Genomic DNA, 13278 nt, shown 5'->3' on the forward strand with positions numbered 1-13278 from the left:
TTGATCGTCGCGTTGCTGTAGTAACCGCTGAGCGCGTCGGTGCTTCCCGCTGCCGCATCGCTGCCGTTGGCGTCCAGGTTCCAGTTTACCGACGCGCCGTAGCCGAGGTTGACGCTCGCGCCGGCACCGTTGACCGCGCCGCTCGAGTAACCGCCAAACGTGACGTCGCTGCCGCTGTTGTCAGTTAGGTTGAATGTTTCACCAGTATCACCCGAAGCAGCGTCGATCGTACCGCCTGTGGCGGTGACGGTGTTGTTGTTGCCTTGTATGGTCAAAGAATCCTGATTGACAGATACCTCATCATCGACACCATTAATATTTATTGAAGGCGTCAAGTCATTATTAAAATAAAGATCAGCATTCGATACGTCAGCATCAATCTGATCGTCAGATTGGTTCGATTGAAAAAAATTGTTGGCATTTGTAGAACTAAGAGGACTGAGTCCATCTACAACGCCGTATCCTTGGAAAACTCCAGAAGAACTAAAACTAAAAAAAGTTGTTGAACTATCTGCAGCGTTACTTATCGCACATGACGTCATTCCACCACAGTTAAATCCCGCATCGACCAACTGTTGCATAACGTCGTCAGTAGTTAACAAGTTACTGTTACCAGAAGACGGACTAGGGTTATTCAACTCAAGATCGCTAGTATTTATGCTAACCGTATGATTATTTGATTCTTGCTCTGCCACATTAAGATCATATGCCGTATCCTTGTCAAGATAAGTAACGTCACTGGGATACCCAGAAGGCTGCAAGGAAGCGAACGAAGCACCGGCAGCCTGAATATTCTGATCGCTTGAAGCGATATGACCATTCGCATCAAAGGCTCCGTAATTTATACTTCCATCCGAATTATAGATGATACTTTCTACTGTTGAAAGATATCCGTAATTATTAATAGCCGAATTAATGACAATCTGATTTACTTGACCACCGTTTGCTGCCGCTGCAATATCCACCGCAGAATTAAAACCGCTAATCGCCGCTGAACCCTCATCGCCCAGGTTTGCAGTAACATTATCTTCGATAATGGAATCAAGCTCCGATGCATTCCCTGCCTCAGATGAAGCGGCAGCTGCAAATTGGCTATCGGCATTTGCAATGCCAGGCGCATCTAACGCGTGCTGCATTTCGTGACCAAAAAAAGATGCGATGTCCTCGCTTTGCAATTGAGCGTTTGATTGTACTGCTTGCGAAAAAAGCTGGTTCGCCACAAAGTTCGAGCCAAGAATCATCGAGTCGCTCAACGGGTCGTAAGCACCAGAGTTATAGTTAAGAGTCGATCCGGGAGGATTGGAGTAGTTAGTGTCGTAAGTAAAAGATTTCAGCAAATTTTGCGACTGAGACTGATTGATTTCATTGATAGCTGTTGGCGAAGAAAGTAAATCGTTATAAATAGTATTGAAATCGTTCACCAAAGTAATATTCCCAGACATCGCTGATTGAAGAGCGCCAAACATCTTATTGACGTCATCATTAAACGCTGGATTATTGGGAGGTATCGATGGAGGCGTCGTCGCAGGAGCTGCATCATTGGGGCCAGCCTCGGACATCGCATTGATATCTTGAACATTAATTGACATAAATATCTACCTGAGTATTTGGGAAAATTATTTATATTTAATTAGATAAAATAATGCCTGGTTGTAGACAAACGGAGGAGCGACCTACCTTATTTGCCTTGCGCCTCATATCTGAAGCATACCAACCGCGTTAACATTTATTTTTCAAGATTCCCATCGATTTGAATGAAAGTGATGCAGCCGTCTTCAGGCTTTACAGATTCGCGATATTTCGACTGATTGTATGTCCCTGTATACGCCAAAGCGATATGCGCACCTTTTTTCACGAACGTAATGTGATTGGGATCAGCGAATTCTGTTATGCCATCTGGCTTTTCATGATGAACCTCCCAGCCTGACTTGACGACATCCCCAAATGCCACATCTGCTCGTACACATTGCTCTTTTTTATCGTCGGACATAAAGGGCCAATCAACTCGGAATGTCGATGCTGCACTGGCCGCGCCGTCTTTTCCTGCAGATGGTTTACTTACTTTATACATATAACTAAAAGACACAGGATAACGTGGAAAATAATCACTGTGCCCACCATCTGGAAAGTCTTTAAATCTTTCTAATTTCATCCCCATCACCGCATCGACATCGGAAGCCGTTATGAATCCATCTTTGCGACCAATCAATGTCATAACCTTGCCCCAAAGCTCCGGTCCGGTGTAGGGTGGATTTGCCTTCATCCGAGCCACTTGATCATTCAACGCCATTGAAATTTCTTCATGGCCAACCGCAGGGCACACGCTTATTACTAACATTGCCAAGCTGATTAGAAAGAACAAGCCATCGCGTATCAATTTCATCTTTTATCCTCATTATTTCTATAATCGCCATGTTGATTGTTTAACGGAATCACTCATTCCATAACATGTACTAGCCTTGAAACATCTTCGACATTCGGTTTCACAAACCACTTCACCGCTCATGCAGACTCTCCCTCGCATGCTGCATCAACGGACTGAGCAAATAGCCAATAATCCGCCGCCGCCCGGTCTTGATTTCCGCGGTCACGGTCATACCCGGCGTTAGGCGAATTTCCCGATCCTCGATCTGCATGGTGTTCTGCGACAGCGCCAGCTGAGCGGTGAACACCCAGCTCTTTTTGTCGGCATCGTCCTGCTTGGCATCGTTGGATACCTGCACGACGGTGCCGTGCAGCGTGCCGTAGCGGGTGAACGGGAAGGTTTCCACTTTTACCTCAGCGATCTGGCCATTCTTGATGAAACCGATGTCCTGGTTGTCTATGGTGACTTCCACCATCAGCGGACCTTGATCGGGCACCAGCGTCATGATCACCTGCGCAGGAGTCACGACGCCGCCCACGGTATGGACGGCGAGTTGCTGCACGGTGCCATCCACCGGCGCTAGTAGGCGCATAAGCCGGCCACGCTGCTGCGCCTTGGTCAGGTCTTGGACAAGACCGGCCGCCTTAGCATCGTCATCGTGGATTTTTTCCAGCCAGGTACGACGCGTCTGCGCTATATAAGCCTCGCGTTTGCGCTGGGATGCATCGAGCGTTGCCTCGGCTTCCGCCAGTTTGGCGCGTTCGGCCGAGAGATCTTGCTGTATCTGGATGACAGCCTGCTGTTCGTTGTAATAGTCGTGCAGGCCGACGTCGCCGTTGACGATCAGGCCGGCAAAGTCCTTTTCCTTTTTTTGTTCGATGGGCAAGGTGTCGGCGAGCTTTCGAATCTGCGCATCGATTTCATGCAAGGTGGCTGCGTTCTGTGCGATATCGGCGCCCATTTCCTGCACGGTACTGAGGTAATCGGCATACTCGCCTTCCAATACATGGCGCTCTGCCTCCGCCGTAGCTCGATCCAAGTCGTTATCTTGGCCCAACACCGGCTCGTGACCCTTGTCGATTGCATCGAGCATCGCGCGACCGCGTAACGCTTCGATACGGGTCGCGCTGAGGTCGGATTGCGCATGGACGGCGTTGGTCTGCGCATCGGTGGCATCCAGGTCAAGCAGGGGCTGACCACGCTTGACCTGTTGTCCGTCGACGACATGGATGGCCGTCACTACCGCGGTATCCTGCGACTGGATCGTCTTCACTTCGCCCGTAGGTACGATTTTGCCTTTGGCGGTGGCCACGATATCGAGGCTGCCGAAGCAGGCCCAGGCAAGAGCCACGGTCAATAGTGCCGCAATGACAAACATTGCAACGCGCGGCGCCGGATGCATCGGCGTATCGCGCAAGGCCAGTGCGGCCGGCTGAAACTCGTTTTCATGCCGCATACGCGGCACCGTATCGAGTTCGGTGCGTAGGCGCCACGAGGCCTTGAATACCTGCGTGTAACGTTCCCGCAAATCGCTTAAAGCTTGCTGACGCAGGCTCATGGCTTCACCCGTGCTGAAGTTGATGCAATCGGGCGTAATGGCCCAACTGATGAACGAGTAACTCGGTATGCGACCCCTGCTCCACAATGCAGCCGCGATCCATCACGATGATGCGGTTCGCATCGCGCACCGCAGAGAGGCGGTGCGCGATGATGATTACCGTTCGCCCCTGACAGATGGAACGCATATTGGCCTGGATAATACGTTCGGATTCATAATCCAACGCACTGGTGGCTTCATCGAAAATCAGGATGCGCGGGTTGTTCATCAGCGCACGCGCGATGGCTACCCGCTGCCGCTGCCCGCCTGATAGCGTCGAGCCATGCTCGCCCACCATGGTGTCGTAGGCTTCGGGAAGATCGAGAATAAAATCGTGCGCGCCGGCAAGTTTGGCGGCCGCGATGACGGCTTCCAGCGGCGCACCGGAGTCTACCAGCGCGATATTTTCGCGAAGCGTCCGGTTGAAGAGAATGTTGTCCTGCAACACCACGCCGATCTGCCGACGTAGCGATGACACGTCGACCATCGCCAGGTCCACGCCATCCACCAGTACGCGGCCGCGTTCGGGAACGTACAGGCGTTGGATAAGTTTCGTCAGCGTGCTTTTGCCAGAACCGGAGCGGCCGACAATGCCGATCACCTCACCTGGCTGTACGACGAGACTCACGCCGCTCAGCACTTCGGGCATACCCGGGCGATACCGGAAGCTGACGTTATCGAGTTCGACGCTGCCTTTTAGCCTTGGCAACGCGCTTCGATTGCTGTTGGCCGACTCAGTGGGCGCGTTCAAAATGTCACCCAGCCGCTGCATGGAGATACCGGTTTGCTGGAAATCCGTCCATAACTGGGCTATGCGCATGATCGGTTGCGCCACGCGACTGGCGAGCATATTGAAGGCGATCAGCTGGCCCACCGTCATGCTGCCATCGATGACTAAACGCGCCCCCACCCAGATAGTGACTACGGTGACCAATTTGCCGACGTAATTGACGCCTTCCCGCGCAACCGTACCGAGCGCCGTGGTGCGAAAGCCGGATTCCACATAGCCTGCCAGCTGGTTGTCCCAACGCCGCGTGGTTTGCGGTTCTACCGCCATCGCCTTGACGGTATCGATGCCGCTGATGGTCTCGACCAGAAAGGCCTGGTTCTCGGCGCCACGATTGAACTTGTCACGAAGCTTCGCACGTAGAGCGGGGGTTAAAACCACGGACAAGAACGCGTAAAGCGGTAACGAAGCAACCACTGCCAACGTGAGCCAACCGCTGTAGCAACACATCACCGCGATAAATACAAACGAAAACAGCACGTCCATCACTAGCGTAATGGCATTGCCAGTCAAAAAGCTTCGGATATTTTCCAGCTCGCGGACTCGCGCTACGGAATCACCGACACGGCGCGCCTGAAAGTAGGCCAGCGGCAGTGCTAAAAGATGGCGAAACAAGCGCGCACCAAGTTCTACATCGATACGGCTTGTAGTGTGCGCAAATACGTAGGTGCGCAAACCACTAAGTATCGATTCAAAAGTCATGCAGATCAGCAAACCGACGGCAATGACATCCAGCGTGGTTAGCCCATGATGGACCAGCACCTTATCCATCACGACTTGAAAAAAGAGAGGGGTAACAAGCCCAAGCATCTGCAGGAAAAACGAGATCACCAAGATCTCGCCAAGCAGCTTGCGATACTTGACCACCGCCGGAATGAACCAGCTGAAATCAAAGCGTGACAACTCACCCGCCAGCGACGCGCGCGAAGTAAAAAGCAGCACTTCGCCGGACCAGCGCTCTTCGACTTCAGCCGGAGAAAGCAGCTGTGGCGCCGCATGACGCGGATCTTGGATCAAGACTTTCTGATCGTTGGCACGTGCGATCACATACGCATGGCCGGCGTGATCGATAACAACGGCAGGTAGAGCCAAATGGGCGATACGCGTCGGTGACGATCGCACAGCTTTGGCTTTGAGGCCGATTTTTCTAGCGGCCAAAAGAATGAGATCACGCCCAAAGGAACGACCAGGCTCCTGAAACTCGTGGGCTATCTGCGCGGGATTAAACGCAATACCGTGGAATCGCGCAATCAGGGCAAGGCACGCAAGCCCGCTGTCTATCTCAGCGACACTCGCCTCAGCAAAACTGTCGTTTCCCGTATCAGCGTGAATATGACTATTCACCTGCGTGAGCTTTTTTCAGAAAGCTCAAACCATGAGCGATTCCCTGCGCCATGCCATCAGTCCGTGAGGTCCCCGGCGCGGATCATTAGCCAGACGAATACGCGCGGTCAACAAGCACGTTTTTGCGCTAAGAAGTTTCGCTTTTGCCTTAATTCTCTTGAGACTGAAATTAGAAACCGAATGAGTCTCACCAAAGGCAAAAGCGAGCGAATCGAGGATACGAGGTTGTTGAGAGATGAAGTTTCGACGAAAGAAAAAACATCCCGCTGATGGATCAAGACGAATGCGTATCGCGCACCGCGTATTTACGTGCCACGTAATCGTCCAGAATGCCGACAAACTCGCTGGCGATATTGTCGCCGCGCAGGGTCATCGCCTTTTCGCCGTCGATAAACACCGGCGCGGCCGGCGATTCGCCGTTGCCGGGCAGCGAGATGCCGATGTTCGCGTGCTTGGATTCGCCCGGGCCGTTGACGATGCAGCCCATCACCGCCAGCGTGAGGTTTTCCACGCCGTCGTATTTGATGCGCCACAGCGGCATCTGCTCGCGCACGTGCTCCTGCACGGTCTTGGCCAGCTCCTGGAAAAACTCGCTCGTCGTGCGGCCGCAGCCCGGGCATGCGGTAACGAGCGGCGTGAACGAGCGCAAGCCCATGGTCTGCAGCAGTTCCTGCGCCACGATCACTTCACCGGTGCGCGCACCGCCCGGCTCGGGCGTGAGCGAGATGCGGATGGTGTCGCCGATACCTTCCTGCAGCAGTACGGCCAGCGCCGCGCTGGATGCGGTAATGCCCTTGGAGCCCATGCCGGCCTCGGTCAGACCCAGATGCAGGGCGTAATTGCAGCGTGCGGCCAGATCGCGATACACCGCGATCAGCTCCTGCACGCCGGAAACCTTGCACGACAGGATGATGCGATCGCGTGCCAGGCCGAGTTCCTCGGCCCGCGCGGCGGAGTCCAGCGCCGAACGGATCAACGCCTCGCGCGCCACGTGCGAGGCATCCCACGGTTCGGCGCGTTTGGCGTTTTCGTCCATCAGGGTGGCGACCATGCTCTGGTCGAGCGAGCCCCAGTTGGCGCCGATGCGCACGGGCTTTTTGTACTCGATCGCCTTTTCGATGATCGCGGCGAACTGGTTGTCCTTCTTCTTGCCGAAACCGACGTTGCCAGGGTTGATGCGGTACTTGGCCAGCACCTCGGCGCAGGCCGGTTCGCTCTCCAGCAGCTGGTGACCGTTGTAGTGGAAGTCGCCGATGATCGGCACGTCCACGCCCATCATCGCCAGACGGTCGGCAATGCGCGGCACCGCGGCGGCGGCGGCAGGCGTATTGACCGTGATGCGCACCAGCTCGGAGCCGGCGCGGGCCAGCTCGGCGATCTGCTTGGCCGTGCTGATCGGGTCCTCGGTGTCGGTATTGGTCATCGACTGCACGACGATCGGCGCGCCGCCGCCAACGATGATCTTGCCGATCTGGACGCTGACGCTGGGGCGGCGGGGCGCGGATTCGGCCGGGCGCGGCTGGTAGGGGGATTCGGGGCTCATAAAGGTAACCGGCAAGCACAGGCGCAACATCGCGCGATAAGCCTTAAGAATACCCGATGCTCCGTATGCACCAAGACAGCAGCAAGACAGTCGCTTAAGCTGCGCAAAATGATGCGGCTCGTGAGCCGATACCTTTCCCTATCTGCCACCGTTGCCCATGACCCCACTTGAACCGTCCGCCATGTCGGACTCGACGGTGCAGCCAGCGCCGCCCGCCCGGTCCGCCGAACTCCATCGGCTGGCCACTTTGCGCCGTTATCAGATTCTGGATACGGCGCGCGAGGCGGCCTTCGACGACATTACCCGGCTGGCGGCGCTGATCTGCGGCACGCCCATGGCGCTGATCAGCTTGGTCGAGCAGAACCGTCAGTGGTTCAAGAGCGAGGTGGGCCTGGGCGTCAGCGAAACACCCATCGGCAGCTCGATCTGCGCGCACGCCATTCAACAAGACGGCCTGTTCGTGGTGCCGGACACCCTGGCCGACGCCCGCTTCGTCCACAACCCGCTGGTCACCGGCGAGCCCAACCTGCGTTTCTATGCAGGCGCACCGCTACACACCGCCGACGGTGTCCCGCTGGGCACGGTCTGTGTGCTGGACAGCCAACCGCGCAAACTCACGGCGGCACAGGCCGACGCACTGCAGGCGCTGGCGCGACAAACCATGGCACAGATCGAACTGCGCCAGCTGCTGGCCCAATCGCAGGAGTCGAACCACTACCGGCGCCAGCTGATGGCGATCGCAGGCCACGATCTGAAAACGCCGGTGCGCACCGCTTCGTACGCCATCCGCAAGGTGCAGCGCACGCTGACGCCCGAGCAGGGCGCGCCGCTGAATGTGGCGACCGAAGCGCTGGCGCGCATCGATCGCGAATTCTCCCAGCTGGCGGCGATGGCCGGTACCGAAGGCGCACTGGTCGCCCCGGATCAGACCGACGTAGCGCTGGCCGACGTGCTGGCACCGCTGCTGGAACTCTGGCGAGAGGCGGCGTCAGCCAAGGGCCTGCGCCTGCGCTACGTGCCGACGCGGCTGCGCGTGTGCAGCCACCCGGCCTTGCTGTCCACCCTGCTCGGCAACCTGCTGGCCAACGCGGTGAAGTACACCGAGAAAGGCTCGGTGCTGGTCGGCTGCCGCCGTCGCGGCGATCGCGCGGTGGTGGAGATCATCGACACCGGCCTGGGCATGGACGAGCGGCAAACCGGCGACATGTTCGGCGCGTTTCACCAGGTCGATCCGCACAGCGAAGGCCTCGGCCTGGGCCTGTGGATCGTGCGCAGCACCGCCGAATCGCTCGGTCATCAAGTGCGCGTGGCGTCGGCGCCCGGCCGCGGCAGCCGGTTTTCGGTGGAAATGCCGCGGGCTTGATTCGGGGTCCATCAGCCAGGCGACGATTTCCGCCGCATTGCCGCCAGCAGCAGCCGTCGCTCCACGCGTTCGGCCAAGGTCTGCGGATGTTCCAGCTGCATCCGCGCCAGCGCAGCCGGCTCCTCGGGCACGGCCTCGCCCGGATTCAACGCCGCGCGCAGCAGCTGTAAACGACCGCGCCAGCTCGCCTGCGATGATTTCAGCCAGTTCAGGCCGTCGAGCAGGCGCAGTTCGATATCGGTGAAGTCGCTGCCGAACGGGAACGGCGGCAGCAGGCCGTTGCGTTGAAACGGCGCCAGCGCTTCGTGCAGATGCTCCGGCGTATTGCGCCGCCACGCGTCGGGTATCGCAAAGTCGAGCGGCAGCTTGCGCTGCGCTTTGGCCTGCGCGCACAGCGCGTCCAGAAAGCGCGCGTCGCTGATCGACAGCATCGCCGCGATGCATTCGCTGTCGGTCTTGCCGCGCAGGTCGGCGACGCCGTATTCGGTGATGTACAGATCGCGCAGATGCCGCGGAATCGTCGCCTGCGCGTAGTTCCAGCGGATATTGCTTTCCACGCCCGCGCCGCTTTGACGCGTGGCACGCAGCAGCAGCGCCGAACGGCCGTCCGGCAGTTCGTGCGCCATGGCCACAAAGTTGTACTGCCCCCCGACGCCGCTGACCACGCTGCCGTTGTCGAGCGTCTCCGAAACCGCGGCGCCGAGCAGTGTCGCCATCATGCAGGTGTTGAAGAAACGCGCGCCGCGCCGCTGCAAGCTCGCCAGCGCCTGATGATCGCCGTACAGATGATTGACGTTGGACACCGGGCACATGTCGATCGCATCGGGATCGACGCGTTCGGTTTCGGCGAGCCATTCGTACAGCTCGCGCGTGCCCAGAAAAAACGCCCCGCGCAGATAGTGACCGCCCGGCGTTGCCGGGTTGAGCCGCCCCTGGGCCGACGCGCGCTCCAGTGCGAGATTGTCCCAGCTGCGGCGCTTGAGCACACCGGCACGCTGCAGATGCATGAAACCGTCGAGCACCATTTCGCTGGCGCCATAAAGGCCTTGCGCGAACGGCGCCAGGCCACCGATGCGTTCCGCCATCGCCCGCGTACTGCCGGTGATATCCAATGCTGCCAGCGCGCGCTGCCACTGCTCGTTTTCCTGCTGGCGCAGCAGCAGGCCTTTGACCAGCGCATCGGACAGTGCGCCGATACCGATCTGCAGGCAGCCGCCGTCCTTCACCATCGCGCTGGCGTGCAGGCCGAGCGCGTATTCGGCCGTATCGACCGGCAGGCGCGGCAGCGCGAACAGCCTGGGCGAGCATGCCGGCCGCAGCTCGACGTCGAAAAAATCGTCCGCCACCTGCGCCATGCCGCTCATGTACGGCAAGTCGGGATGCACCACGGCCACACACAACGGTCGCGGCTTGCCGGCGGCCTCGATCTGTTGCAGAAGGTCGAGCGTGAGATCGGGATTGCACGACAGGCTGTAGTGCACGCCGTCCGGCCCCTCGCGCCGCGCCACCAGCTGCACGATCACGTTGATGTCCTGCAACGCGAGGTCGCGCGCCACGTGTGTATAGTTCTGACTGATGTACTGCCGCTGCGCCGAACCCGAGTGCAGCAGCGCGCCGGACTGCATGTAGAACTCGTGCACCTCGATATTCGACGGCACCGCGTCGCGCGCCTGATCCAGCGCGTACTGCGGGTCGACCTGATCGGCGCCGAAATGCCGCTCGAGAAACGGCTTCAGAAAACGCGCCTCCAGCCCCGGCTTGGGCTGCGGCCGCGTCAGCGACAGCGCGGTAAACAGCCGCATCGAACGCGACCTGTCGTTGGCGGTGTGCTTGTATAACGCGTTGAGCAAACCATGCGGTTTGCCCAGACCAAGCGGCGCCGCCACGCGAAGATCGACGCCGACACGATCGCTAACGTGCTTGGCGCACGCCTCGGTGTCGGTATAACAGTGCTCAATCGGCATGGGCCAAATCATGCCAGACGCGTCGATGATTAAGCCACGCCAGCAAACGCGGCCTGACCAAACGCCGCCGGCTTCGGACGCACGACATTGACGAAGCATGGCCTAGACTCGCGGCATGACCGTCAAGCCACTCATCGCCTCACCAACGCACCGCCTGCTGGCGCAGCAGGCGCTCAGCCGCGCGGCCGGCGCGCCACTGATCACCGGCAACGCGGTCGAACTGCTGATCGACGCCGCCGCGCACTACGAGGCCTGGCTCGAGGCGATCCGCGGCGCCACCCGGCGCGTGCTGCTGGAGAACTACATCATCCGCGACGACGCGGTCGGCCGCGAATTTCGCGACGCGCTGACCGAGCGAGCGAAAGCCGGCGTGATGGTCGCCGTGATCACCGACTGGGCCGGCTGCCTGGGCCAGTCGCGCTCCTCGTTCTGGAATCCGCTGCGCGCGGCCGGCGGGCATGTGCACTTGTTCAACCCGCCGCAGCTGGGCGAATCGTTCGGCTGGCTCAGCCGCGATCACCGCAAGCTGCTGGTGGTGGACGGCGTGCAGGGCTTTCTCTCCGGCGTGTGCATCAGCGCGAAGTGGCTGGGCGACGCTTCGCGCAACGTGCCGCCGTGGCGCGATACCGGCGTGGCCATACGCGGCCCCGCCGTGGCGGAAATCGAGGCCGCGTTTCAACAGAGCTGGAGCGGCGTGGTCAGCCCTGCACTACCGGCGTTTTCCGCCGTGGCTGATCCGATCGATCCGGTCGGCTCCACGGACGTGCGCATCATCGCCACGCAACCAGCCAGCGCCAGCATGTATCGGCTCGATCAGCTGATCGCCGCCATGGCGACCAAAACGCTGTGGCTCACCGATGCGTACTTTGTCGGCGTGTCGCCCTATGTGCAGGCGCTGGTTTCGGCTGCGCGCGACGGCGTCGACGTGCGCCTGCTTGTGCCTGGCAGCAGCGATATCCCGATCGTAGCCGGCATGTCGCGCGCCGGCTACCGGCCGCTGCTGAAGGCCGGCATCCGCGTCTTCGAATGGAACGGCTCGATGCTGCACGCCAAAACCGCCGTCGCCGACGGCCAGTGGGCGCGCGTGGGGTCGTCCAATCTCAATATCGCCAGCTGGCTGAGCAATCACGAAATCGACGTGGCGGTAGAGGACGAAACCTTCGCCGGCCAGCTCGCCGCGCAATACGAGCGCGATCTGGATAACGCCACCGAGATCGTGCTGGTGCCCCGCCAGCACCGTCGCCACACCACCGAAAAAGTACGCAGCAGCGAAACGCGGCCGCCGCGCGTACGCCACGGCGGCGGCAGCTCCAGCCGCGCCGCGGTTGGCGCACTGCGCATCGCCAACAGCGTCGGCGCCGTGCTGACCAATCGCCGCGTGCTCGGCGATGCCTCGATCGGGCCGATGCTCCTGGGGACATTGGGGCTGGCGATGTTGATGGTGATTGCCATCTTGTGGCCAGCCTGTATAGCGTGGCCATTCGCTGTATTGGCCGCCTGGTTCGCTCTCAATCTGGGGGTTCGCGGCTGGCGTATTCGTGCGCGTCGCCGACCGCAGATCGATTGACTCCAATCGGTCCAAAGCAAGCGTAAGCAGATAGCTCATTCGCCAACGAGCTTTATCGCGATAAATTCCGCCTCGGCGCACTCAAACTCGGACATCTTCGGATAAGTCATAGCAAATACAGCAACTTGAATGATCGCCCGAACCATAAATGACGCAATTTCTTTCGCTTAAATTTTTAGCGTGCGAAACGGTCGCCGGCTGGTTTAGGATTCCCCACATTCGCCAAGCCCTCCAACGAGACTGGAACGTTTCCGGGCTTTGCACGGCCGAAGTTATGAGCCGGTTTTCGCAACCGTGGTCCAAGGAAGATATCGCTTTGAGCGGCCCCAACGATTTTGATTTGAGCGCAGCAGGTTTTCGCCGGTCAGAAAGCGACCTTCGCGCCTTCATAGAAGCCTTCGCCGTGCGCATGGAAAGCGCCCTCCCCTCGCAGACCGTTGTGCAACGAAAAAAAGATGGCCTGTTTTCGAAACAGAGCCATGTCGTGAACGTTTCCATCGAAACAGTGAATCATCGTTATGCACTGAGCTTTCAGGCCGGCCGTCTTTCGGCCGAACGAAGCAAGGTCGTGCGCGGCGTGACGTTAAAGAACGAGCCGATGGAAGTACCGGCTTGGCTTGAGTCACTTGGCATGGACGTAGAAGCACTCGCCACTCACAGCGGCTCCGCACAAAACGTGCTGCATGACTTTCTGATGTCCTGATTTCGGCAGCAAAGCTCAGAAAAATTCACAATAGGCCTCACCGGA

9 protein-coding genes are annotated in these 13278 nt (G+C 58.7%); 3 read left to right on the top strand and 6 right to left on the bottom strand.

What is annotated here, in order from left to right; all coding sequences use genetic code 11:
• The 5 genes from HDE76_RS02690 to ispG form a co-directional block, all read right to left on the bottom strand.
• The coding region (locus HDE76_RS02690) for a hypothetical protein (RefSeq protein ID WP_184505294.1) at positions 1–1589 on the bottom strand (1589 nt) is incomplete at its 3' end.
• Positions 1590–1726: 137 nt separating this feature from the next.
• Positions 1727–2383 (bottom strand): hypothetical protein, encoded by a 657-nt coding sequence (locus tag HDE76_RS02695; protein ID WP_184505296.1) that lies wholly within the window; start codon positions 2381–2383, stop codon positions 1727–1729.
• A 112-nt stretch (positions 2384–2495) separates the two neighbouring features.
• Positions 2496–3923: an HlyD family type I secretion periplasmic adaptor subunit gene (locus tag HDE76_RS02700; RefSeq protein ID WP_184505298.1), complete on the bottom strand. Its 1428-nt coding sequence runs from the start codon at positions 3921–3923 to the stop codon at positions 2496–2498.
• A gap of 4 nt (positions 3924–3927) precedes the next feature.
• Positions 3928–6030 carry a type I secretion system permease/ATPase gene (locus tag HDE76_RS02705; RefSeq protein WP_343205651.1) on the bottom strand — a complete coding sequence of 701 codons (2103 nt, stop codon included), beginning with the start codon at positions 6028–6030 and terminating at the stop codon, positions 3928–3930.
• 337 nt (positions 6031–6367) lie between these two features.
• Positions 6368–7636, bottom strand: a complete 1269-nt coding sequence (gene ispG / locus HDE76_RS02710) for a flavodoxin-dependent (E)-4-hydroxy-3-methylbut-2-enyl-diphosphate synthase (RefSeq protein WP_179476786.1) — start codon at positions 7634–7636, stop codon at positions 6368–6370.
• A 181-nt stretch (positions 7637–7817) separates the two neighbouring features.
• Here ispG and HDE76_RS02715 point away from each other — a divergent pair, with 181 nt between their 5' ends.
• Complete coding sequence (locus HDE76_RS02715) at positions 7818–8999, top strand: GAF domain-containing sensor histidine kinase (RefSeq protein WP_255457549.1); 1182 nt, start codon at positions 7818–7820, stop codon at positions 8997–8999.
• Between the two features lie 11 nt (positions 9000–9010).
• On the opposite strand, the gene HDE76_RS02720 is transcribed toward HDE76_RS02715, so the two are convergent.
• Entirely contained in the window at positions 9011–10963 is a 1953-nt protein-coding gene (locus tag HDE76_RS02720; RefSeq protein WP_255481388.1) for an acetyl-CoA hydrolase/transferase C-terminal domain-containing protein, read from the bottom strand.
• A gap of 115 nt (positions 10964–11078) precedes the next feature.
• Here HDE76_RS02720 and HDE76_RS02725 point away from each other — a divergent pair, with 115 nt between their 5' ends.
• Positions 11079–12530: a phospholipase D-like domain-containing protein gene (locus HDE76_RS02725; RefSeq protein ID WP_179476789.1), complete on the top strand. Its 1452-nt coding sequence runs from the start codon at positions 11079–11081 to the stop codon at positions 12528–12530.
• Positions 12531–12678: 148 nt separating this feature from the next.
• The gene (locus HDE76_RS02730) at positions 12679–13233 is read left to right on the top strand and encodes a hypothetical protein (protein ID WP_179476790.1); all 555 of its coding nucleotides are present in this window, start codon (positions 12679–12681) and stop codon (positions 13231–13233) included.
• The last annotated feature ends 45 nt before the right edge of the window (positions 13234–13278 follow it).

Source organism: Rhodanobacter sp. ANJX3 (assembly GCF_014200755.1).
GTDB lineage: Bacteria > Pseudomonadota > Gammaproteobacteria > Xanthomonadales > Rhodanobacteraceae > Rhodanobacter.